This is a genomic window from Nonomuraea sp. NPDC048881 (assembly GCF_040649795.1).
GTDB lineage: Bacteria > Actinomycetota > Actinomycetes > Streptosporangiales > Streptosporangiaceae > Nonomuraea.
On record NZ_JBEZGC010000004.1, the window covers coordinates 509,817 to 532,900 of the forward strand.

20 protein-coding genes are annotated in these 23,084 nt (G+C 71.9%); 7 read left to right on the forward strand and 13 right to left on the reverse strand.

The features are described from left to right. The first annotated feature begins 1 nt into the window (after nucleotide 1). On the forward strand, nucleotides 2-1,525 hold the full coding sequence (locus AB0C33_RS17525; protein WP_358288675.1) for a tripartite tricarboxylate transporter permease: 1,524 nt from the start codon (nucleotides 2-4) through the stop codon (nucleotides 1,523-1,525). Between the two features lie 197 nt (nucleotides 1,526-1,722). On the opposite strand, the gene gatB is transcribed toward AB0C33_RS17525, so the two are convergent. The 8 genes from gatB to AB0C33_RS17565 form a co-directional block, all read right to left on the reverse strand. Then, the gene (gatB, locus tag AB0C33_RS17530; protein WP_358289067.1) at nucleotides 1,723-3,210 is read right to left on the reverse strand and encodes an Asp-tRNA(Asn)/Glu-tRNA(Gln) amidotransferase subunit GatB; all 1,488 of its coding nucleotides are present in this window, start codon (nucleotides 3,208-3,210) and stop codon (nucleotides 1,723-1,725) included. Nucleotides 3,211-3,212: 2 nt separating this feature from the next. Continuing rightward, nucleotides 3,213-4,703 carry an Asp-tRNA(Asn)/Glu-tRNA(Gln) amidotransferase subunit GatA gene (gatA, locus tag AB0C33_RS17535; protein WP_352318951.1) on the reverse strand — a complete coding sequence of 497 codons (1,491 nt, stop codon included), beginning with the start codon at nucleotides 4,701-4,703 and terminating at the stop codon, nucleotides 3,213-3,215. Further along, nucleotides 4,700-4,999, reverse strand: coding sequence for an Asp-tRNA(Asn)/Glu-tRNA(Gln) amidotransferase subunit GatC (gene gatC / locus AB0C33_RS17540; protein ID WP_101787882.1), 300 nt, complete (start codon nucleotides 4,997-4,999; stop codon nucleotides 4,700-4,702). Before gatC ends, gatA begins: the two co-directional genes overlap by 4 nt. Nucleotides 5,000-5,096: 97 nt before the next feature. Then, the gene (locus AB0C33_RS17545; RefSeq protein ID WP_358288678.1) at nucleotides 5,097-6,542 is read right to left on the reverse strand and encodes an ATP-binding protein; all 1,446 of its coding nucleotides are present in this window, start codon (nucleotides 6,540-6,542) and stop codon (nucleotides 5,097-5,099) included. 69 nt (nucleotides 6,543-6,611) lie between these two features. Next, entirely contained in the window at nucleotides 6,612-8,684 is a 2,073-nt protein-coding gene (locus tag AB0C33_RS17550) for an EAL domain-containing protein (RefSeq protein WP_358288681.1), read from the reverse strand. Between the two features lie 231 nt (nucleotides 8,685-8,915). Beyond that, nucleotides 8,916-11,108 carry an NAD-dependent DNA ligase LigA gene (ligA, locus tag AB0C33_RS17555; protein WP_358288684.1) on the reverse strand — a complete coding sequence of 731 codons (2,193 nt, stop codon included), beginning with the start codon at nucleotides 11,106-11,108 and terminating at the stop codon, nucleotides 8,916-8,918. A gap of 73 nt (nucleotides 11,109-11,181) precedes the next feature. Beyond that, nucleotides 11,182-11,601 (reverse strand): hypothetical protein, encoded by a 420-nt coding sequence (locus tag AB0C33_RS17560; protein WP_358288687.1) that lies wholly within the window; start codon nucleotides 11,599-11,601, stop codon nucleotides 11,182-11,184. 14 nt (nucleotides 11,602-11,615) lie between these two features. Then, nucleotides 11,616-12,608: a methionine synthase gene (locus AB0C33_RS17565; RefSeq protein WP_358288690.1), complete on the reverse strand. Its 993-nt coding sequence runs from the start codon at nucleotides 12,606-12,608 to the stop codon at nucleotides 11,616-11,618. 24 nt (nucleotides 12,609-12,632) lie between these two features. Here AB0C33_RS17565 and AB0C33_RS17570 point away from each other — a divergent pair, with 24 nt between their 5' ends. Then, complete coding sequence (locus AB0C33_RS17570; RefSeq protein WP_358288692.1) at nucleotides 12,633-13,265, forward strand: MBL fold metallo-hydrolase; 633 nt, start codon at nucleotides 12,633-12,635, stop codon at nucleotides 13,263-13,265. Here AB0C33_RS17570 and mnmA read toward each other — a convergent pair. After that, complete coding sequence (gene mnmA / locus AB0C33_RS17575; protein ID WP_352318938.1) at nucleotides 13,262-14,323, reverse strand: tRNA 2-thiouridine(34) synthase MnmA; 1,062 nt, start codon at nucleotides 14,321-14,323, stop codon at nucleotides 13,262-13,264. The two genes, AB0C33_RS17570 and mnmA, sit on opposite strands and share 4 nt — an antisense overlap. Nucleotides 14,324-14,390: 67 nt before the next feature. On the opposite strand from mnmA, the gene AB0C33_RS17580 reads away from it, so the two are divergent. After that, entirely contained in the window at nucleotides 14,391-15,443 is a 1,053-nt protein-coding gene (locus AB0C33_RS17580) for a DUF695 domain-containing protein (protein ID WP_358288695.1), read from the forward strand. Here AB0C33_RS17580 and AB0C33_RS17585 read toward each other — a convergent pair. Further along, nucleotides 15,436-16,599 carry a cysteine desulfurase family protein gene (locus AB0C33_RS17585; protein ID WP_352318935.1) on the reverse strand — a complete coding sequence of 388 codons (1,164 nt, stop codon included), beginning with the start codon at nucleotides 16,597-16,599 and terminating at the stop codon, nucleotides 15,436-15,438. The two genes, AB0C33_RS17580 and AB0C33_RS17585, sit on opposite strands and share 8 nt — an antisense overlap. Nucleotides 16,600-16,652: 53 nt before the next feature. On the opposite strand from AB0C33_RS17585, the gene AB0C33_RS17590 reads away from it, so the two are divergent. From AB0C33_RS17590 to AB0C33_RS17605, 4 genes are all read left to right on the forward strand, one after another. Further along, nucleotides 16,653-17,162 carry a TetR/AcrR family transcriptional regulator gene (locus AB0C33_RS17590; RefSeq protein ID WP_352318933.1) on the forward strand — a complete coding sequence of 170 codons (510 nt, stop codon included), beginning with the start codon at nucleotides 16,653-16,655 and terminating at the stop codon, nucleotides 17,160-17,162. A gap of 164 nt (nucleotides 17,163-17,326) precedes the next feature. Then, a complete protein-coding gene (locus tag AB0C33_RS17595) occupies nucleotides 17,327-17,611 on the forward strand; it encodes a hypothetical protein (RefSeq protein WP_358288698.1) in 285 nt (94 codons plus the stop codon). Nucleotides 17,612-17,851: 240 nt separating this feature from the next. Further along, a complete protein-coding gene (locus AB0C33_RS17600; protein ID WP_358288701.1) occupies nucleotides 17,852-19,039 on the forward strand; it encodes an MFS transporter in 1,188 nt (395 codons plus the stop codon). Between the two features lie 70 nt (nucleotides 19,040-19,109). After that, a complete protein-coding gene (locus AB0C33_RS17605; protein ID WP_358288704.1) occupies nucleotides 19,110-19,778 on the forward strand; it encodes a rhomboid family intramembrane serine protease in 669 nt (222 codons plus the stop codon). A 74-nt stretch (nucleotides 19,779-19,852) separates the two neighbouring features. Here AB0C33_RS17605 and AB0C33_RS17610 read toward each other — a convergent pair whose 3' ends face one another. From AB0C33_RS17610 to AB0C33_RS17620, 3 genes are all read right to left on the reverse strand, one after another. Next, nucleotides 19,853-20,806: an electron transfer flavoprotein subunit alpha/FixB family protein gene (locus AB0C33_RS17610; RefSeq protein WP_358288707.1), complete on the reverse strand. Its 954-nt coding sequence runs from the start codon at nucleotides 20,804-20,806 to the stop codon at nucleotides 19,853-19,855. A 19-nt stretch (nucleotides 20,807-20,825) separates the two neighbouring features. Further along, complete coding sequence (locus AB0C33_RS17615) at nucleotides 20,826-21,605, reverse strand: electron transfer flavoprotein subunit beta/FixA family protein (RefSeq protein WP_352329623.1); 780 nt, start codon at nucleotides 21,603-21,605, stop codon at nucleotides 20,826-20,828. 253 nt (nucleotides 21,606-21,858) lie between these two features. Beyond that, a complete protein-coding gene (locus AB0C33_RS17620; RefSeq protein WP_358288710.1) occupies nucleotides 21,859-23,079 on the reverse strand; it encodes a serine/threonine-protein kinase in 1,221 nt (406 codons plus the stop codon). Between the last annotated feature and the right edge of the window lie 5 nt (nucleotides 23,080-23,084).

Here is a 23,084-nt window from a genome sequence, read left to right on the forward strand (position 1 = left end):
GATGGGCTCGCTCCAGCTCCTCATGGACGGCTTCGCCGCCGCTCTCACCCCCGTCAACCTGCTGTACGCCCTGATCGGCGTCACCCTCGGCACCCTGGTCGGCGTGCTGCCCGGCATCGGGCCCGCGATGACCGTGGCGCTGCTGCTGCCGATCACCTTCACCGTGCCGCCGGCCAGCGCGTTCATCATGTTCGCCGGCATCTACTACGGCGGCATGTACGGCGGCTCGACCACCTCCATCCTGCTCAACACGCCCGGCGAGTCGTCCTCCATGATCACCGCCCTGGAGGGCAACAAGATGGCCAGGCGCGGACGGGCGGCGCAGGCCCTGGCCACGGCGGCCGTCGGGTCGTTCGTGGCGGGCACGATCGCCACCGCGCTGCTGGTGGTGGCCGCGCCCGCCGTGGTGAGCTTCGCGATCTCGTTCGGCCCCGAGGACTACTTCGCGCTGGCGATCCTGGCCTTCACCGCCGTGTCGTCGGTGTTGTCCCGCTCGGTCGTGCGCGGGCTGGCCTCCCTGGGGCTGGGGCTGGTGATCGGGCTGATCGGCATCGACCAGCAGACTGGTCAGGCGCGGCTCACGCTGGGCGTCCCGCAGCTGCTCGACGGCATCGACGTGGTGATCGTCGCGGTCGGCCTGTTCGCGGTCGGCGAGGCCCTCTACGTGGCCTCCCGGCTGCGGCACGCCGCGCCCGAGGTGGTGCCCGTGGGCCGGGCGTGGATGGGCCGCGCCGACTGGCGGCGCTCGTGGTTGCCGTGGCTGCGCGGGACCGCGCTCGGGTTCCCGTTCGGCGCGCTGCCCGGCGGGGGCGCGGAGATCCCCACGTTCCTGTCGTACGCGGCCGAGAAGCGCCTGGCCAAGGGCGTGGCCAAGGAGGAGTACGGCAAGGGCGCCATCGAGGGCGTCGCGGGCCCGGAGGCGGCCAACAACGCCTCGGCCGCCGGGACCCTGGTGCCGCTGCTCACGCTGGGCCTGCCCACGTCGGCCACGGCCGCCATCCTGCTGGCCGCCTTCCAGCAGTACGGCCTGCAGCCCGGCCCGCAGCTCTTCGACCACAACCCGGCCCTGGTGTGGGCGATGATCGCCTCGCTGTTCGTCGGCAACACGATGCTGCTGGTGCTGAACCTGCCGCTGGCTCCCCTGTGGGCCCGCGTCCTGCGCATCCCCCGGCCGTACCTGTACGCCGGGATCGTGCTGTTCGCCGCGCTCGGCGTCTACGCCCTGAACGGCACCGTCGTGGACCTGTTCGTCCTGTACGTCCTCGGCCTGCTCGGGTTCTCCATGCGCCGCTTCGGCCTGCCCGTCGCGCCCGCGGTGATCGGCATGATCCTCGGGCCGATGGCCGAGATCCAGCTCCGCCGCGCGCTCGCCATCGGCGCGGGCGACGTCAGCGTGCTGGTACGCAGCCCGATCGCGGCCGTGCTCCTCGCCCTGGCCCTGCTCGCGCTGCTCACACCGGTGTTTCGGCGGCTGATGGCACGCCGGGGCGTCGATGCGGTCACACCCGTGTCACGCGAGGACTGACCGGCCCGCCCGCCGGGAACGTCGCCCGGTGGTTCTTGGGACCCGCCTTCCGACGGCTGCACGCGCGGAAGGCACTGCGCCCGCGAGCGCGCCCCTCGGTGGCCCCGCCGATATGTCCGGATCGGCGGGGCCACCAGGGGCCCCGCCGCTGTGAACGGATCCGCGGGACCGGCGAGGGCCCCGCGGATGTGCCGGACCTACTCCGAGACGCCCAGCTTCTCCAGGATGAGCTGCCGGGCGCGGGCCGCGTCGGCCTTGCCGCGGCTGGCCTTCATCACGCCGCCCACCAGCGCACCGGCGGCGGCGACCTTCCCGGACCGCACCTTCTCGGCCGCGTCCGCGTTGTCGGCCAGCACCTGGTCGATGATCGCCGACAGCTCGCCCTCGTCGTTGACGATCTGCAGGCCGCGCGCCTCGACCACCTCGTCGGGCGTGCCCTCACCGGCCAGCACGCCTTCGAGCACCTCCCGGGCGAGCTTGTCGTTGAGCGCGCCCGAGGCCACCAGCTCGGTGACCCTGGCGATCTGGGCCGGCGTGATGGGCAGCTCGGCCAGCCCGACGCCGCTCTCGTTGGCGCGCCGCGCCAGCTCGCCCATCCACCACTTGCGCGCGTCGGCCGCCGGGGCGCCGGCCGCGACCGTGGCCTCGACCAGGTCGATCGCGTCGGCGTTGTGCATGGCCTGCATGTCGAGGTCGGACAGACCCCACTCGGCCTGCAGCCGCTTGCGCTTGACCGACGGCAGCTCGGGCAGCGCCGCCTTCAGCTCGGCCACCCACGCCGGGTCGGGCTCGATCGGCACCAGGTCGGGCTCCGGGAAGTACCGGTAGTCCTGGGCCTCCTCCTTGGACCGCCCGGACGTGGTGGTGCCGGTGTCCTCGTGGAAGTGCCGCGTCTCCTGGATGATCTTGCCGCCCTCGGCGAGGACCCCCGCCTGGCGCTCGATCTCGCTGCGCACCGCCCGCTCGACGCTGCGCAGCGAGTTGACGTTCTTGGTCTCGGTGCGGGTGCCCCACTCCGACGACCCGCGCGGCATGAGCGAGACGTTGACGTCGCAGCGCAGCGAGCCCTCCTCCATGCGCACGTCGGACACGCCGAGCGAGCGCATGATCTCGCGCAGCTCGGTGACGTACGCCTTGGCCACCTCCGGCGCGAGCCGGTCGGTGCCCGGGATGGGCTTGGTGACGATCTCCACCAGCGGGATGCCCGCGCGGTTGTAGTCGACGATCGAGTAGTCGGCCCCGTGGATGCGGCCGGTCGCGCCGCCCACGTGGGTGGACTTGCCGGTGTCCTCCTCCAGGTGCACGCGCTCGATCTCGATGCGCACGGTCTCGCCGTTGACCTCGACGTCGACGTAGCCGTCGAAGCAGAGCGGCTCGTCGTACTGGGAGATCTGGTAGTTCTTCGGCATGTCCGGATAGAAGTAGTTCTTCCGGGCGAAGCGGCACCATTCGGCGATCGAGCAGTTCAGCGCCAGGCCGATGCGGATCGTCGACTCGATGGCCATGGCGTTGGCCACGGGCAGCGAGCCGGGCAGCGCCAGGCAGGTCGGGCAGACCTGGGTGTTGGCCGGGGCGCCGAAGGCGGTCTTGCAGCCGCAGAACATCTTCGACTTGGTGCCGAGCTCGACGTGCGTCTCCAGCCCGAGCACCGGCTCGAACCTGTCGAGCGCTTCGTCATAGACCATGGTCATAGCGACGGGGCCTCCTTCAGCAGCGGGCCGCCCCAGCGGCTCTCCAGGGCCTTCTCGACGGCGGCGCCGACGCGGTAACAACGGTCGTCGGCCAGAACCGGGGCCATGATCTGCAGGCCGACCGGCAGGTTGTCCTCGTCGGCCAGACCGCACGGCACCGAGATGGCCGCGTTGCCCGCGAGGTTGGACGGGATGGTGCACAGGTCGGCGAGGTACATCGCCATCGGGTCGTCGGTGCGCTCGCCCAGCCGGAACGCCGTGGTCGGCGTGGTCGGCGAGACCAGCACGTCGACCTGCTCGTAGGCCGCCTCGAACTCGCGCGAGATGACCGTGCGCACCTTCTGCGCCTGGCCGTAGTAGGCGTCGTAGTAGCCGCTGGACAGCGCGTACGTGCCCAGCATGATGCGCCGCTTGACCTCGGGGCCGAACCCGGCCGCCCTGGTCAGCGCCATGACCTCCTCGGCGCTGCGGGTGCCGTCGTCGCCGACGCGCAGGCCGTAACGCATGGCGTCGAAGCGGGCCAGGTTGGACGAGCACTCCGACGGCGCGATCAGGTAGTACGCCGGCAGCGCGGTCGTGAACGACGGGCAGGACACCTCGACGACCGTGGCGCCCAGCGACTCCAGCAGCTTGACGACCTCGTGGTAGCGGGCCAGCACGCCCGGCTGGTAGCCCTCGCCGGCGAACTCCTTGACCACGCCGATGCGCATGCCGGACACGTCGGGGTTCCTGGCCGCCTCGACGACGCTCGGGACCGGCGCGTCGACCGACGTGGAGTCCATCGGGTCGTGCCCGGAGAACGCCTCCTGCAGCAGCGCCGCGTCGAGCACGTTCCGCGCGAACGGCCCCGGCGTGTCGAGCGAGCTCGCGAACGCGATCAGCCCGTACCGGGACGAACCGCCATAGGTGGGCTTCATGCCCACGATGCCGGTGACGGCGGCGGGCTGCCGGATCGAGCCGCCGGTGTCGGTGCCCGTGGACAGCGGCGCCTCGTACGCGGCGACGGCCGCGCTGGACCCGCCGGACGAGCCGCCCGGGATCCTGTCCAGGTCCCACGGGTTGCGGGTGGGGTGGTAGGCGGAGTTCTCCGTGGAGGAGCCCATGGCGAACTCGTCGAGGTTCGTCTTGCCGAGGATGACCAGCCCGGCCTCGCGCAGGCGCGCGGTCACGGTCGCGTCGTACGGCGGCCGCCACCCTTCGAGGATCTTGGACCCGGCCGTGGTCGGCATGTCGCGGGTGGCGAAGATGTCCTTGTGCGCGACCGGCACCCCGGCCAGCGGCCCGAGCTTCTCGCCCGCACGCAGCCGGGCGTCCACCGCCCGCGCCTGCTCAAGGGTGGTCTCCCGGTCGACGTGCAGGAACGCCTGGACCTTGGGCTCCACCTCGGCCATGCGGTCGAGGTGCGCCTCGGCCACCTCGGCGGCCGACACCTCGCCCGCGGCGATCATCGCGCCCAGCTCGGCGGCGGTCTTGCGGATCAGACTCATGCCTCCTCCCCGAGGATGCGCGGCACACGGAAGCGGTCGTCCTCGACGGCGGGAGCGCCGGAAAGGGCCTGCTCCGGCGTCAGGGACTGTCGCACCTCGTCGGCACGGAAGACATTGGTCAGCGGAAGCGCGTGCGACGAAGGCGGCACGTCCTCGGCGGCGACCTCGGCCACCTTCGCGACCGACTCGATGATGGCATCGAGCTGGGTGGCGTAGTGGTCGAGCTCGTCGTCGGTGAGCGCCAGCCTGGACAACCGGGCCAGGTGCGCGACCTCGTCGCGGGTTATGGCGGACATGAGTCGTTGAACCCGTTTCGTGGATGGAGTTTGGGACACTGCCATCCTAGGGGGCTTGACGCCGCAGGCCCGAACCCTTAACCCGGCGGAAACACACTCATCCGTAGAGCTGGTCCAGGCCGATCGCCAGCACGTCGCTCTCCTGGGCCAGCCCGGCCTCGAATCCGGCTCCGCCGTAGCAGACCAGTTTGGCGTCCCGCACGTCGAATCCCTTGGCGTCGAGCAGGTCTCGTGCCCTCCTGAGCCGGGCGACGTGCCGACCCCCCATGACCTTGCCCCATTTCACCTCGCCCAGCGACAACACCCGCTTGCGCTCGCCGCGCATGGCGGGCGCGAAGACCGCGACGTCGATCTGGATCTGCTCGTGCCGTACGGGATCGACGACGATCCCCGCGCCGATCTCGCCCGGCGAGTCTCCCAGGACCTCGGGTTCCAGCAGGTGGAACTGACGGCACATCTCCTCGAAGTGCGGGCCGAGCACCTGGTCGCTGAAGCCGGCCCGGCCGTCCTGCCACACGAACTCGGCCCGGCCGCTCTCCAGCGGCCCCCACTGGGGTCGCATCACGACCTCGTAGAAGTGGATGAGCGGCTCGCACACGCGATAGACCGACCGCGAGGAGCGGAAGACGTCCACCTCCCTGCGAAGCAGGTTGCTGTCCTCCAGCACGTTGAGGTGATGGCCGATGTCGGACGCCTTGCGCCCCACGTAGCTCGCGATGCCGCCCCGGGTGCCGTTCCCGGTGGCCACGGCCGCCAGCACGGACTTGTACATGGCGGAGTCCCGCACCTCCGCCTCCTCTTCGAGGAGATAGCGGGCCTCCTTGAAGAGCGGGGTCGAGGGCGAGAGCACCGTGCGCCGCACCCAGGCGTCGAAGTCCTCCAGGCCGTCCGGCCTGTCGTCGTTGGCCAGGGGCAGGTACGCGGGGGTCCCGCCGACGATCGCGTGCACCTTCACGGCCAACTGCGGATCGGTGATCCCCCAGTACCGCGCGGCGAGGCGGTAGTCGAACGGCCGGACCGCGAGTTCCATGGAAGCCCGCCCCCTCAGCGGCGCGTTGCCTGCCAGGAGCCGGCCCATCACGGACATCGCCGAGCCGCACAACAGCAGGGACGCCGGCACTTCGTCGAAGACGGCCCGGTCGACGGCCTGCTGGATGATCGAGGGCAGGGCCGGCGACGCCTTGCTGAGGTAGGGGAACTCGTCGATCACCATGAGAGCGCGGCGCTCGGCGCTGACGGCGAAGAGCTGGCCGATCGCCTCGTCCCAGGTCGTGAAACGGAACGGCGCCGAAGCCCCCACGTACCGGGCCAGAGCGGCGGCGAAGAGGTTGAGCGACTCCGTCGGGGTGCCCTCTGTCGCGCCGAAATAGAAGCCGCCCGTCTTGCGCGCGAGCGACTCGACCAGGAACGTCTTGCCCTGGCGGCGCCTGCCGCTGACGACGCCGAGCCGGGGCCGGGGCCGGGGACCGGAACGCTCGACGAAGGCGGTCAGAGCCTCCCACTCGAAGTCGCGCGCGAAGATCCGTTCAGGCTTCGGGATCAAGACGCCCCCAGAGACATCGAAGTGTACTTCGTCGAAGTGTACTTCGACGAAGTACAGTCCTGTAATCTGTCAGGCTGTCTGAGTGACCTCGGGCTGATAGCCGAACTCGATGGCCGGCGCCACCTCGCAGCGGCCCCTGAGCCAGGCGGTGGCCTCGGCGGCCGGCATGGGCTGGCAGAACAGCCAGCCCTGGCCCAGGTCGCAGCCCATCTCGGCCAGCCGCAGCGCGACGTCGTCGGACTCCACGCCCTCGGCGACCGAGCGCAGGCCGAGCGAGCGCACCAGGTCGACGATCGAGCGGACGATGCGGTCGTCGTCCTCGGACTCGGCGATGCGGCGGACGAACGAGGCGTCGATCTTGACCTCGGAGACCGCCAGGCGCTGGAGCCTGATCAGCGAGGAGTAGCCGGTGCCGAAGTCGTCGAGGGACAGCGGGACGCCGAGCGTGGCCAGCGCCTTGATGGTCTCCTGGGTGTAGGCCTGGTCGCCGGTCAGGATGCGCTCGGTGACCTCCAGCTGAATGGCGGCGGGCGGCAGGCCGTACCGGGTCAGGCCGACCTCCAGCTGCTCGGGCAGCGCCGCGTCGAGCAGGTCGCGGGCGGAGATGTTGACCGAGATCTGCACCTGCAGGCCGGTGTGCCACCAGCGGGCGGCCTGCTCCAGCGCGGCCTCGATGACGTATTCGGTGAGCTGGCGCATCAGGTACGTCTGCTCGGCCAGCGGGACGAAGTCGGACGGCGGGATCGGCCCATGCACCGGATGGCACCAGCGCAGCAGGGCCTCCACCCCGGTCACCGCGCCGCCGGCCAGGCTGACCTTGGGCTGGTAGTGCAGCTGCAGCTCGCGGTTGTCGATGGCGCGGCGCAGATCGCCCAGCAGGTTGAGCCGTTCAGGCGAGTTACGGTCTTTGTCGGGCTGGTAGAGCTCTACCCCGGTACGCCCTTCCTTGGCCAGGTACATGGCCACGTCGGCGCGTTGCAGCAGCAGCTCGAAGTCGGGGGCGTGGTCGGGGAAGAGCGCGATGCCGACCGAGCCGTCGAGGTCGAAGCTCATGCCCTCCAGGCGTACGGGCTCGGTCAGGGCGGCCCGCAGCCTGGCGGCCACCTCCCTGGCGGCGTTGGCGTCCCGGATCGAGGGCAGCAGGACGGCGAACTCGTCGCCGCCGAGCCTGGCCACCACGTCGCCCGGCCGCACGGAGTGGGTCAGCCGGTGGGCCACCATCTGCAGCAGGCGGTCGCCCACCGGATGGCCCATCGTGTCGTTGACCTCCTTGAACCGGTCGAGGTCGAGGAGGAACAGCCCGACCCGCTCGTCCTGGCGGGACTCGGCCAGCGCCTCCTCCGTGCTGACGATGAGCATCTTGCGGTTGGGCAGGCCGGTCAGCTCGTCGTGCAGGGCCTGGTGGTCGCGGCGCATGGACAGCGTGGCGGTGAAGTAGACGGCGGCGAGGGGGGCGACGAAGAGCGGCACGAGGCCGGGCGAATGGTCCATCACCACGACGACCAGCGGCGCGAGGCCCAGCAGCGCGGTGTAGACGAGCCCCTGCGGCCCGGCGGTGACCCGCAGCACGCGGACGATCGAACGCCGCTCGTGCAGGGCGACCGCCCCGGACACGAGCGCGGCCCTGGTGGCGAAGTAGGCCACCCCGGCCAGCGCGATCGCCGGAAGGTCGGCCCCGCTGGGCGTCCACGGCACGGCCGGGCCCGGCACGACGCCGAACAGCCCGAGCACCACGGCCGCGGCGGTGAGCGCGAGGGTGGACTGGGCGACGTTGAACATGACCCGGTGCCACGCCTTGCGCGTCACGACGCCGTTCATCGCGATCGCGACGGCCTGCATGAGCACGGCGGTGGACAGCCCGAAGTGCAGCAGCACCGCGAAGGTGAACATGGTCGACGGATACGTGCCGCCGACCGCGGTCGCCGAGGACACCATGACGGGCCGCAGCTCGCCCAGCATCACCAGCACCGCCAGCACCCAGAACAGCGGGGTACGGGCGAGCTCCGCCAGCGCGACCGGATCCAGCCTGAGCATGGCCACGACCAGCGCGGTGAAGCCGATCACGGTGATGCCCGCGAGGAACGCCCAGAGCGGCGTGCCGACGCGTGGACCGGTGTCACGGGTGTCGGTTGGGTCAGTCATCGGTAACAGAACCCCCATTAGGTCACTATGGGAGGGTACGACCTTCACCCCACTTCGCGAAACCAAGCGCGTACGTTCCGTCACTTCTCCTTTCCGACATATACCCAAAAACCACTATGGGTAGCGCGGCCATCGACAGTCCGTACACGACTCTGATCCCCAGCTCGCCGGGTGCGCATCCGCGGGGCCACCGAACACCAGCCCCGCCGCAAGGGCGAGCCGGGGCTTTCGCTACGTCTCCTCGACGACCGCCACGCGCGCCGCGGCCTCCGGGCCCTCCTTCAGCAGCAGCTCGAACCCCTGCTCGTCGAGGATCGGCACCTTCAGGCTGACCGCCTTGTCATACTTCGACCCGGCGTTCTCCCCCGCCACCAGGAACGACGTCTTCTTCGACACCGATCCGGCCACCTTCCCGCCCCGGCTGGTCAGCGCCTCGGACGCGGTGTCACGCGTGTACGCCTCCAGCGTCCCGGTGACCACGAACGTCAGCCCCTCCAGGATCTGGGGCTCCGTCTTCTCCGGAGCGGGGCCGTCGTCCATCCGCACCCCGGCCCGCCGCCACCGCTCGACGATCTCCCGGTGCCAGTCGACCTCGAACCACTCCCGGATCGTCGCCGCCACCCGCGGCCCGATGCCCTTGACCGAGGCCAGCTCCTCCTCAGAGGCGTTCATGATGGCGTCGATCGACCGCATGGAGTCGGCGAGGTCGCGCGCCGTCGGCGGCCCGACGTGCCGGATCGACAGCGCGACCAGCACCTGCGCGAGCGGCGCCGACCTGGCGCGGGCGAGCTCGTCGACCAGCGTGCGGGCGGCCTGGCTGGGCCCGCCGTCGAGGTTGGAGAACAGGGAGACGACCTTCTGCTCGCCGGTCTCGGGGTCGAGCTTGGGCAGGCCGGTGTCCTGGTCGCGGACGACCGACCGGATGGGCATGAGCTGCTCGATCGTCAGGTCGAACAGGTCGGCCTCGGTGCGCAGGACGGGCTCCTGCGGCGGCACCGGCTGGGTGAGCGCGGTCGCCGCCACGTAACCCAGCCCGTCGATGTCGAGCGCGCGCCGGCCGGCCGCGAAGTAGAGGCGCTCGCGGATCTGGGCGGGGCAGCTGCGGGCGTTGGGGCAGCGCAGGTCGGCGTCGCCCTCCTTCTCGTAGGCCAGCTCGGTGCCGCACTCGGGGCAGTGGGTCGGCATGACGAACTCCCGCTCGGAGCCGTCGCGCAACGCCGTGACCGCCCCGACGATCTCGGGGATGACGTCGCCCGCCTTGCGCAGCACCACGGTGTCGCCGATCAGCACGCCCTTCTTGATCACCGTGGCCGCGTTGTGCAGGGTGGCCCGCTCGACGGTCGAGCCCGCGACCACGATGGGCTCCATCACCGCGTACGGCGTGACCCGGCCGGTACGGCCCACCCCCACCTGGATGTCGAGCAGCTTGGTGTTGACCTCCTCCGGCGGGTATTTGTAGGCGATCGCCCAGCGCGGGGCCCGCGAGGTGGACCCGAGCTCCCGCTGCGTGCGGAAGTCGTCGACCTTGACCACGACCCCGTCGATCTCATAGGCCGGATCGTGCCGGTGCACCCGGTAATGCTCGATGAACTCGTCGACCTCGGTGAGGCCGGGCACCACCTGGAACAGGTCGCTGACCGGCAGCCCGAACTCCCGCAGCCGCTCGTAGACCTCCGACTGGGCGCGCGGCACGGCCGAGCCCTCCCAGACGCCGATGCCGTGGACGAGCATGCGCAGCGGCCGCTGGGCGGTGACGCGCGCGTCCTTCTGCCGCAGCGTGCCCGCCGCCGAGTTGCGCGGGTTGGCGAACGGCGGCTTGCCCTGCTCCACGAGCTGCTCGTTGAGCTGCTTGAAGCCCTCGACCGGGATGTAGACCTCGCCGCGCACCTCGACCAGGCTCGGGACGCCCTCGCCCTTGAGCCGGTGGGGCACCCCCTTGATCGTGCGCACGTTGGCCGTGACGTCGTCGCCGACCCGGCCGTCGCCCCGGGTCGCGCCGCGCTCCAGCTTGCCGTCGCGGTAGACGAGCGCGATGGCCAGCCCGTCGATCTTCAGCTCGCACAGGTAGGGCCCCGGGTCGCGCTCGGCCAGCCGCTCGACGCGGGCCATCCAGGCGGCCATGTCGGCCTGGTTGAAGGCGTTGTCGAGGCTCTCCATGCGGTTGAGGTGGCTGACCTTGGCGAAGTCGCCCGAGACCGGCGCGCCCACCTTCTGGGTGGGCGAGTCGGGCGTCTGCAGCTCGGGATGGGCCTGCTCCAGCGTGAGCAGCTCGCGGAACCACTCGTCGAACTGCGCGTCGCTGGCCGTGGGCTGGTCGAGCACGTAGTAGCGCCAGCGCGCGTCCTCGACCAGCTCGCTCAGCTCCGCATGCCGCTTGAGCGCGGCCACGGGCACGCCCCCGACCTCGGTGTCACGCTCGCTCACGCTGGGTCTCCTTCCACGTCGGACACGCTGAGGAAACGCTACCGCCGGGCCCCGACAGGAACGACTCCCCCGGTCATCCGCCCTGGGCCCAGACGCCTTCCCAGACCGAGCAGTTACCGGTGATCTTCCTTGCCGTGCCCCGGCAGACCCTGCCCTCGACGGAGAGCATGTAGCCGGTCTTGAGCGAGAACTCCAGCGGCTTGGTGCCCGAGCAGTTGCGGTACGTCTTGCGCCCCTCGCCGCCGCCGTCCTTGACCCAGCGCAGCTGCAGCCACGAGCACCCGGTACGGCCGGGGAAGTCGTACAGTCCGCCGCTGACCACGAACCCCGGCCGGTCGAGCAGGACCTTGCCCTTGGCCTTCCCGGCCCGGTCGGCGGAGTAGATCGGCCCCCAGCTCCAGATCTCCGGGTTGGCCGAGGCCCCGGCGGGGACGGCGATCGAGGCGGACGCGGTCAGCATGGCGGCACCGACGGCCAGAACGCGAGCAATCATGGCAAGGACGCTACTCAGCCGCCTTGCATCCCGCTTGCCGGATCGTCCTTGAGCACCTGGGCGGCCTTCCTGCACGCCGCCAGGGCCGCCCGCGCGTAGCGGGGCGAGGCTCCGGCCAGGCCGCAGGCGGGCGTCAGCGTGACCTTGGCGGCCAGCCCGTCGGGGGCGAACCCGAGTCGCCGCCACAGCTCCACCGCGGGCCTGGCGACCACCCCGGTGTCCGGCAGCGCGACGTCCCTGCCCGGCACGACGCCGAGCAGCAGGCCGGCCCCGGCCTCGAAGAGCTCGCCGAGCTGGTCGTCGTCCCTGCGGCGCAGCAGCGACGCGTCGACCGACACCGCGCGCGCACCGGCCCGCCGCAGCAGCGCGTAGGGCACCCCGGGCGCGCAGCAGTGGACCACCGCGCCGGGGAACAGCCGCAGCGACTCCTCCACCCGCCACTCCTCGACCGCCGCCAGCCGCCCGAACCCGGACGCGGTCGGGACCGTGCCCGCCAGCACGCCCGGCAGCCCCGGCTCGTCGAGCTGCAGCACGATCTCGGTGACCCCCGGCAGCCGCCGCCGCACCTCGGCGCAGTGGTCGGCGACCCCCTGGGCCAGCGACGCGACAAGGTCGCGCACGGCGCCCGCGTCGGAGAGCATCTTGTCGCCGTACTTCAGCTCAAGGGACCCGGCCAGCGTCCACGGCCCGCACACCTGGAGCTTGAGCGGCCCGGAGTAGTCGTGCGCGACCTCCTCCAGCCCGTCGAGGTCGCGGCGCAGGTGATCGACGGCCCGCTGATGGTCGCGGCCCGGCCGGTCGGCCAGCCGCCACCCGGACGGCTGCACCTCGACCGGCAGGTCGATCAGCAGACCGGCCGTCCTGCCGACCATGTCGGCGCCGACCCCGCGGGCCGGCAGCTCCGGCAGGTACGGCAGTCCGGGCAACTCGCCGAACACGACACGGATCGCCTCAAGATGATCCTCACCCGGATGTGACCCGACCCCGGTGGCTTCCCACGTAGACATGGGCACAAGCGTAGGCTCTGCCGAATGGAGCTCACCAAACTCACGCACGCCTGCGTACGCCTTGAGAAGAACGGCAAGGTCCTGGTCATCGATCCGGGCACCTTCTCGCAGGAGCCGGTTCTCGACGGGGTCGACGCGGTCCTGATCACCCACCAGCACTTCGACCACTTCGACGTCGAGAAGCTGAAGGCCGCTCCCGCCGGGGTCGAGGTCTGGACGTGCGAGGGCGTCGCGGCCCAGCTGACCGACGTGCCGGTCAAGGTCCAGGTGGTCCGGCACGGCGATGCCTTCGACGCGGCGGGCTTCCGGGTGAAGGCGTTCGGCGAGTGGCACAGCAAGAACCACCCCGATGCACCCGTCGTACAGAATGTCGGTTTTATGCTCGACGACGAGGTGTTCTACCCCGGCGACGCGCTCACCTTGCCCGGCGTCGAGGTGCCCACCCTCCTCGCGCCGACCAACGCCCCTTGGATGAAGCTCAGCGAGATGGTCGAGTACCTGCGCACGGTGCGCCCGGCCCGCGCGTTCTCCACGCACGACGGCCTGCTCAACGACATCGGGCTGTCGCTGGTGGACACCTACCTGGAGCTGGAGTCGGACAAGCAGGGCGCCGACATGCGCCGGCTCAAGGTCGGCGAGTCGGTGACGCTTCCCTAGGCGGCCGAGACGATGGTGGCCGAGCCGATGACCGTGTCGCCGGAGTAGAGCACGGCCGCCTGGCCCGCCGCGACGCCGGTGGCCGGGCGGTCGAGGTCGATGCGCAGGCCGCCGCCCGCCTCCTCCTCGAAGCGGCAGCCGTAGACCTCGCCGTGGGCCCTGAGCTGCACGGTCAGGTCGTCGAGGCGGGACGGGCCGTTCCAGACCGGGCGGACGCACGAGATCGAGGTGACCTCCAGCGCCGAGCGCGGGCCGACCGTGACCGTGTTGGAGACCGGCTCGATCGACAACACGTAGCGCGGCCTGCCGTCGGCGGCCGGACGGTCGATGCGCAGGCCCTTGCGCTGGCCGACCGTGAAGCCGTGGGCGCCCTGGTGGGTGCCCACCACCGCGCCCTCCTGGTCGACGATCGGGCCTTCCTCGGCGCCGAGCCGGCCGGCCAGGAAGCCGCGGGTGTCGCCGTCGGCGATGAAGCAGATGTCGTGGCTGTCGGGCTTGTCGGCGACGGTCAGGCCGCGCCGGGCGGCCTCCTCGCGCACCTCGGCCTTGGTGGAGCCGCCGAGCGGGAAGATCGCGTGGCTGAGCTGCTCACGGGTGAGCACCCCCAGCACGTACGACTGGTCCTTGCCCTGGTCGACGCTCCTGGACAGCACGCCGTCGGACAGCTTGGCGTGGTGGCCGGTGGCGACGGCGTCGAAGCCGAGGGCGAGCGCCCGGTCGAGCACCGCCTCGAACTTGATCTTCTCGTTGCACCGCAGGCACGGATTGGGGGTGCGGCCCGCGGCGTACTCGGCCACGAAGTCCTCCACCACGTCGCGCTGGAACCTCTCGGCCATGTCCCAGATGTAGAACGGGATGCCGATCACGTCGGCGGCCCGCCGCGCGTCGCGGGAGTCCTCGATCGTGCAGCAACCCCGCGCGCCCGTGCGGTGGGATTGAGGGTTGGCCGACAGGGCCAGATGCACACCAGTGACGTCGTGACCGGCCTCGGCGATCCGGGCGGCGGCCACGGCGGAATCGACGCCGCCCGACATGGCGGCAAGCACACGCAGTCCCATGACCGTTCCAGCGTACTGTCCGGCGGGGAGTGCGCGGCCATCGGCTCCGTCTGGGAGGATTCAGCGCATGCGACTGTTCGGGCGCAAGGACGAAGAGGAAGAGGCCGGCCGGCCCGGCGACGGCGTGGCCGCGTTCTGGGCGTGGTGGCAGGAGGCCAGGCCGCGGCTCGACTCGCTGGTGGCGGCGGGCGCCGCCGACGGCGTCGAGGAGCTGGTCGCCCCCGCCGTGGCCGCGATCGACCCCGGCCTGGTCTGGGAGGTGGCGCCCGGCAGGAACGCCGCGCACGCCCTGGTGGTGACCGCGGCCGGCGACGCCGAGCTGCGCTCGCTCGCCCACCGCTGGGCCAGGGCCGCGCCGCCGGCCGACCTGCTGTGGGAGTTCCATCCGTCCCGGCAGGCCAACCCGCAGGCGCTGGAGCTGACGCTCGACGTGGGCGGGTTCCAGTTCGCGCTCGACAAGCTGGTCTTCGGGCTGCGCGTGCCGCGCAACCAGCCGCGCGTCGACGTGACCGCCCACCACCCGATCTTCGGCGAGCTCGACGAGGAGACCCGTCTGGAGGCGACGCTGCTCGCCCTCGACTGGCTGCTGGGCGAGGACGACGTCGCCAGGTGGGTGGGCGAGATCACACCCGCCACGTTCCAGCCGATCGACGCGGTCGCCGCCGTCCACCTGCCCGCCGTGGTCGCCGACCTGGCCTCGGGCTATGAGGGCGAGGAGTGGCTGCTGCTCGAAGGGCAGACCGGCGAGGGCGCGCCGCTGGTGGCCACCGCGCGCTTCCCGCTGCGGCTGGTCGACCATCCGCTGCTCGACCAGCACATCGAGATCACGCTTCCGTACGCCCACCGCGACGCCGACGGCCTGCCCGCCGGCGATTCGCTGAAGGCGTTGAGCGACTTCGAGGAGCGCCTGGCCGCCCGCCTGCTCCAACTGCGCGACGACGCCCTGCTGGCCGCGCACCTGAGCGCCGCCGGCCATCGGGTCGTCCACGTCTACGCCGACCCGGCCTCCGACGCGGCGATCCACGCCAAGGAGCTGATCGCGAGCTGGCAGGAGGGCGAGCCGCGGGTCGACGTGGGCCACGACCCCGCCTGGGCCGCGGTCTCCCCCTTCCTCAGCTGAGCCCGGCCCTGCGGGCCCGCTCGACGGCCGCGGGCAGCACCTCGATCAGGCGGTCGACGTCGGCGGCGGTCGAGGTGTGGCCCAGGGTGAACCTGAGCGAGCCGCGCGCGGCCGCCGCGTCGGCGCCCATCGCGAGCAGCACGTGCGAGGGCTGCGCCACGCCCGCCGAGCAGGCCGAGCCGGTCGAGCACTCCACGCCCTTGGCGTCGAGCAGCATGAGCAGCGCGTCGCCCTCGCAGCCGGGGAAGGAGAAGTGGGCGTTGCCGGGCAGCCGGCCGGTCGGGTCGCCGTTGAGCACGACGTCGGGGACGGCCTGGCGGACGCGCTGGATGAGCTCGTCGCGCAGCGCCGTCAGGCGGCGGCCCAGGGCCTCCTGCTCCTTCACGGCGGTCCGCACGGCGGCGGCCAGGCCCGCGATGGCGGGCGCGTCGAGGGTGCCGGAGCGCACGTCGCGCTCCTGACCTCCGCCGTGCTGCACCGACACCGGGGTCAGCCCCCTGGTCAGCAGCAGCGCGCCCACGCCCATCGGGCCGCCGACCTTGTGGCCGGTCAGTGTGAGGGCGTCGGCGCCGGAGTCGGCGAACGACACCGGGAGCTGCCCGATCGCCTGCACCGCGTCGGTGTGGAACGGGACGCCGTGATCGTGGGCGACGGCCGCCAGCACGTGGACCGGCTGGACCGTGCCCACCTCGTTGTTGGCCCACATGACGCTGATCATGGCGACGTCGTCGGGGTCGCGCTCGATGGCGGCGCGCAGCGTGTCGGGATGGACCCGGCCGTATTCGTCGACGTCGAGCAGCTCGACCTCGGCGCCCTGGCTCTCGGCCAGCCACGCGGCCGGGTCGAGCGCGGCGTGGTGCTCGACGGAGCTGAGCAGGATGCGCCGCCGGGGCCTGCGCGCCCAGTAGAGGCCCTTGATGGCGAGGTTGTCGGCCTCGGTGCCGCCCGAGGTGAACACGACCTCGCTCGGCCGGGCCCCCAGGGCGTCGGCAATGCTCTCGCGGGACTCCTCGACGACCCTGCGCACCTGACGGCCCGCGGCGTGCAGCGACGAGGCGTTGCCGACGCGTTTGAGTTGCTCCGTCATGGCCTCGATCGCTTCGGGCAGCATGGGCGTGGTCGCCGCATGATCAAGATAGGCCGACGGTCGTGTCACCAGATCAGGGTATCTCGTTTGCCACTGTACCGTCCGGACGGTACAGTTGAGGCATGCGTAGGGACGAGCTGTTGGACGCGGCGGAAGACCTCCTGTGCGACCAGGGGTCGGCCGCGCTGACGCTGTCCGCCGTGGCCGACCGGGCCGGGGTGAGCAAGGGCGGTCTTCTTTACCACTTCGGCACCAAAGAGGCCCTGATCAAGGGCATGGTCGAACGGCTGATCGAAGAGTTCGACGACCTGATGGCCGCGCAGCCGGACGGCACGTACACCGAGCGGTACCTCGGCGCCACGCTGATCGCCGTGCGCTCGGGGCGGCTGCGACGATGGGCGGTCGTGACGGGCGCGTCGGGGAACCTCTTCCTGCTCGCGCCGCTGCGAGAGGCGATGTCGCGATGGCACCGGGAGGGGCTGGGCGACGAGCCCGATCCGCTGGCCGCGCAGATCGTGCGGCTGGCGTGCGAAGGGTTGTGGGACGTGGCCAGCCATGACCCGCAGCTCAACTCGGAGGCGGACCTGCGTGCCCTCGAAGCCCGGCTGAGAGCGCTGCTCAAACCCGGCTGAACCGTCTGGCTCCGGTGTGTCGGGAGTCACCATGGCCCCGGGAATGCGCCGGGGTCACTCGTGGTTCAGGTGTCGGAGCTTCGATCACGGAGCTTTCCGCGGTTCTCCGCGGTTCCTGTGCTGGACCGGAACGGATGGGAGGGCGGTCTCGCGATGACGATCCCGTGCTCCCACGACCCCTGTCCCGCGGCCTTCGCCCGCTTCCCGTCCAGACCGAGCGCCCCGGCGGCGGTCCAGCGGCCAGAGCCGACCGGCAGGGCCGGCCGTCCGGTCATGACGCGGGCCACGAGCGAGCGCCCGGGTCGCTCACCGAGCAGCACGAGCTGACCCCGACCGGCGCCGTCCGGCCACCCGCTCACCGGCACCACCCGCTCGACACCCGCCCGCGCCCTCAACCGCGCCTCGGCCCGTCCAAGGGGCCCGACCGCCTCAACCCGCCCAAGGGCTGAGCCCGGTCCGCCAATGCCCGCCCAGCAGCCCATCAACAGCTTGAGTCGCCCTGCACCCGCACAGCCGGGCACTCGGCAGGCGCGTCGGCCGAACGCCGGATGAGCCGGGGCGGCGGGCCGGACGCGTGGCGGCTGGCGGTTCTGTCCCTTCGAGTGTTCATCCCCCCGGTTTTCCTGGGCGCTCCCCCATGGGAGCGCCTGATTTGTGGCGAAATAACGAGTTTCTGAGAGGTGTGCCTTATGACCCGCGACCTGAGGACGGCCCGCTACGGGGCGATCCTCACCTTCGTCCTCGGCGGCCTGATGGTGGGCACGATGACCGTGCGCATCCCCGCCCTGACCGACAAACTCGGCCTGTCCGAGTCCACGGTCGGCGCGGTGCTCCTCGCATGGGGCCTCGGGGCCCTCGTGACCATGCAGTCCATGCGACGGATCATGGCCCGCGCGGGCAGCAGGGCGGTTCTGCGGATCGGCGCCCCACTCACCGCGGTCGGCCTGCTGGCCGTCGCCTTCGCCCCGAACCTGCCCCTCCTGATCGTGGCCGCCACGTTCTTCGGCATGGCCTTCGGCACCGTGGACGTCGCCATGAACGCCCAGGGCTCCACCGTCGAACAGGCGTACGGCCGCCCGCTGATGAACGGCATGCACGCCGGCTGGTGCGTGGGCGCCATCTCGGCGGGCGCGCTGGGCAGCCTGTCGATCGCCGCCGGCCTGTCGTTCACCGCCAACCTGGCGCTGGTCGCCCTGGTCTCGTTGCCGGTCGCGCTGCTGATCGGCCGTACGTACCTGCCGGAGGCCCCGGCGACGGAGGCGGCGCGCACGGCCCGGCACCGCATGCCGGCGATCGTCTACCTGCTCGGCGCCATCATGTTCTTCGCCTTCATGGTCGAGGGCGTGGTCGCCGACTGGAACGGCCTGTACATGCGCAACGAGCTCGGCGCGCCCGAGGCGCTGGCCGCGCTCGGCTACCCGGTGTTCGAGGCCGGCATGCTGCTGGCCAGGCTCACCGGTGACCGGCTGCGCTCCCGGTTCGGGGTGCGCGGCATGCTGGGCGTGTCCGGCGTGGCCACGGCCGGGTTCTTCACGGTCGTGCTGATGGCTCCGGCGGCGCTGGTGGCGGTGCTGGCGATGTTCTTCGTCGGGCTCGGCGTGGCGACGATCGCGCCGCTGACGCTGTCCCTGGCGGGCACCGCGACCGACGCACCCGGACCGGCCATCGCCCAGGCGGGCGCCATGGGCTACGCGGGCCTGCTGCTCGGCCCGGTGGTGATCGGCTTCCTGTCGGACGCCACCTCGCTGCGCGGCGCGCTCGGCATCGCGGTCCTCCTGGGCGTGCTGATCGCCGTGGCGTCGCGGTTCCTGCCCAGGCGGGAGGCGCCGGTGTTCGGAGCCGTTCCGGTGCGGGAGCCGGTGAAGGTCGCCGCGTAGGACATTTGTCATGCCAAGCCTCGTACATCCATCCATGTCCGATTCGTGGAGGGCGTGCGAGGCTTAGGCGGTGTTCAAGCCATATGTCACCGCCGTCGTCCTCGTCGGCACGGCGGTTCCGAGCCTGCTGCAGTTCGCCGTCCCGGGGCTGGAGGCGGGGTGGATGCGCGATCCGGCCGCGATCTCCGGCGGCGAATGGTGGCGGCTGGGGACGGCGCTCGTCGTCCAGGACGGCGGCGTGTTCGGCACCCTGTTCAACCTGGCGTTCCTCGCGGTGCTCGGCTACGTCGCCGAGCGCGCGCTCGGCCCCGGGCGCTGGCTCCTGCTGTACGCCGCGGGCGCGGTCGCGGGCGAGGCCGCCGGCTACCTCATGAACGACCCCGGCGCCGGCAACTCGGTCGCCCTCTGCGGCCTGGCCGGCGGCCTCGCCGTGGCCGCCGCCGGCCCCCTGGAACGCTCGCTGGGCGCGTTCTACGCGGTCCTGTCGGGCGCCTGGACCCTGTCGGCGTCCGGGACGGTCGGCGTGGTGCTCATGGTCGTCCTGGCCGGGGCCGGCTTCCAGCTCGTGGCGCACCGCGACCGGGTCCCCGCCCCGCTGTTCCCCGCGGTCGCCGCGGCGGCCGCCGTCGTCCTGTGCGCACTGCTCGACCTGCACGGCTTCGCCCTGCTGGCCGGTGTCCTGGCCGGATGGGCGCTGAAGGCGGCCGGCGCCCGGACCGCGCCCGCCGCGTCCGCCTGAGACGGCGGAGGCGGCGCCGCACGTCGTGCGGCGCCGCCTCCGACCGGCGCTGTGCGCGCCGATGATCCCTGACGCTACTTGCGCTTGCTGATCTCTTCGGTGAGCTGCGGGACGACCTGGTGCAGGTCACCCACGACCCCGTAGTCGGCGAGCTCGAAGATCGGCGCCTCGGGGTCCTTGTTGATCGCGACGATGGTCTTCGCGGTCTGCATGCCGGCCCGGTGCTGGATGGCGCCGGAGATCCCGGCCGCGATGTAGAGCTGCGGCGAGACCGTCTTGCCCGTCTGGCCCACCTGGAACTGGTGGGGGTACCAGCCGGCGTCCGTGGCGGCGCGCGAGGCGCCGACGGCCGCGCCCAGCGTGTCGGCCAGGCCCTCGATGACGGAGAAGTTCTCGGCGGAGCCCACGCCCCGGCCGCCGGAGACCACGATCGCGGCCTCGGTCAGCTCGGGCCTGGCGCCCTTCTCCTGCTTGACGCGCTCGACGATGCGGGCGGCCTTGGCCGCCTCGCTCAGCGCGACCGACACCTCCTCGACGGCGCCGGCGCCCGCGGCGGCCTGCGGGGCCGTCGAGTTCGGGCGTACGGCGACGATCGGGGTGCCCCTGCGCACCTTGGAGTGCACGTTGACGCCGCCGCCGAAGATCGACTGGTCGGCCACGAAGCCCTCGGACAGCCCCACGGCGTCGGTGATGACGCCGGAGTCGGTCTTGACGGCCAGCCGACCGGCGACCTCCTTGCCCTCGGCCGTGGCGGCCACGAGCACCGCGGCGGGCGACTTCTCGGCGACGAGCTGGGCCAGCAGCTCGGCCTTGGGCGCCACCACGTGGTCGACGATGTCGGCGGAGCCGGCGTTGTAGATCGTCTCGGCGCCGTACTCGGCCAGCTTGGCCTTGGCGGCGTCGCCGAGGCCGGGGCCGGCCCAGACGGCGGCGGGCGTGCCGAGCGAGCGGGCCAGGGTCAGCAGTTCGAGCGTGACCTTCTTGACCTCGCCGTCGACCTGCTCCACGAGAACGAGAATCTCCGACATATCAGTAAAACCCCCGTTCTCAGATGAACTTCTTGGAGGCGAGGAAGTCGGCGGCCTTCGAGCCTCCGTCGCCCTCGTCCTTGACGATCGTGCCGGCGGCGCGCGGCGGCGCGGCGGCGAAGTCGACCACCTCGGACCAGGCCGCGCCCAGGCCCACCTGGGCGGCGTCGATCTCGGCGTCGGCGATGGCCAGCGTCTCGACCGGCTTCTTCTTGGCCGCCATGATGCCCTTGAAGGACGGGTAACGCGGCTCGTTGATCTTCTCGACCACGGACACGACGGCCGGCAGCGAGGCCTGGACCTTGTCGAAGCCGTAGTCGGTGATGCGCTGGACGCTGATCGAGGAGCCCTCGATCTCGACCTTGTTGGCCAGGGTGAGCTGGGCCGTGCCCAGGCGCTCGGCCAGCATCGCGGCCAGCACGCCGGTGCGGGCGTCGGTCGACTCCGAGCCCAGGACGACCAGGTCGAACCCGATCTTCTTGAGCACCTGGGCCATCGCGTACGAGGTGGACAGCGCGTCGGAGCCGTGCAGCGCGTCGTCGCTCAGGTGGACCGCCTTGTCGGCGCCCATCGCCAGGGCCTTGCGGATGGTCTCGGTGGCCTTGCCCGGGCCCATGGTGAGCACGGTGACCTCGCCACCATGCGCCTCCTTGAGCTTCAGCGCCTCCTCGACCGCGTACTCGTCAAGCTCGTTGACCACGCCGTCGACGGCGTCACGATCGAGCGTGTTGTCATCGGACCGCAGCTTGCGCTCGGTCGCCGTATCGGGGACCTGCTTCACGCAGACGACGATGTTCATGGCCGGTGGCCGACCTCCCGTGTTCGCGTGCGCCCACCGCGTCGCTGCGATAGGCGCCGAATGCAATGCTGACCAGACTGCCAGGTTCCCGACGGGCTCCTGACACGGGGTGGGTCAGAGTCGTGCCCTGGCTCCCGCGGTCATGTTACCCGTGGGTAGCTTACGCGCAAACCGGCGGTTCCCGCGTCAAGCCCCTACCCTTCCCACCATACCGAACTTTATTCGGTACGTTCCGATCGCCCCCCGAGGGAAATCAGGCGGACAACAGGAACACGATGCCCACCACCAGGGCCGTACCCGCGAACAGGGCCAGGGTGAACGTGCTGAACACCGCGGCGAGCCCGAAGCACAGCCCCACCGCCCCCGCCACGCTCACCAGGTCGGCCACCATCCGGCCGCGCCGGTACGGCCCGCGCGAGAGCAGCGCCACCCCCGCGTCGCTCACCACCGCCAGCACGTAGGCGGCCAGCAGGAACAGCGCCACCTCGGGCAGCGGCTCGCGGGCGGCCGCCGCCAGCAGCGACACGAACAGGCCCGAGCCGATCAGCCACCGCCTGCGCACCTTCTCCCGGTGCCGCGCCCTGGACTCCTCGACCGGCCTGCGTCGGCCGTCGCCCGGCCGCCACTCTCTCGTGCTCATGTCGTCGGCCGGCCGGGGACGCGCCACCGGGGCCGAGGGACGGGGGCCGGTCTGCCGTACGTGCGGGACGGGGGCGACGCCCAGCCGGGCGCAGATCTGCGCGGCCGTGGGCCGGGCGGCGGGGTCGGTGGACAGGCACTCGCGTAACAGCGGCGCCAGCCAGTCCGGCACGCCCTCCAGGTCGGGCGGGTGGTGCACGACCCGGTAGGCCACCGCCGAGGCCGGCCCCTGCCCGTACGGCTGCCGCCCGGTCGCGGCGTAGGCGAGCGTCGCGCCGAAGGAGAACACGTCGGCCTCGACGCCCGCGCTCCCGCCTTCGAGGATCTCCGGAGCCAGGTAGCCGGGCGTGCCGACCACGGCGCCCGACGCGGTGACCGACAACGAGTCGAGCGCGCTGGCGATGCCGAAGTCGATGACGACCGGGCCGTCCTCGCTCATCATCACGTTGGCCGGCTTGAGGTCGCGGTGGACCACCCCGGACTCGTGCATGGCCAGCAGCGCGTCGGCCAGCCCCGAGGCCAGGGGGCCCAGCTCGGCGACGGGCACCGAGACGGCGCTGAGCGGGCGGCCCTGGACGTAGCGGGTCACCAGGTAGGGTCTGGGGCCCTCCAGCGAGGCGTCGAGCACCTCGGCGACGTGCGGCCCGCCGACCCGGCGCATCGTCTCCACCTCGCGGTCGAGCCTGCCGAGCGCGAGGGCGTCGGCCGCGACGTGCGGATGCAGCACCTTGACCGCGACCGTGCGCCCCTGGACGTCGAGCGCCAGATGGACCTCGCCGAAGCCGCCCGCGCCGAGCCTGGAGAGAAGCTCATAGGGGCCGAGGCGCTCGCTCATACCTC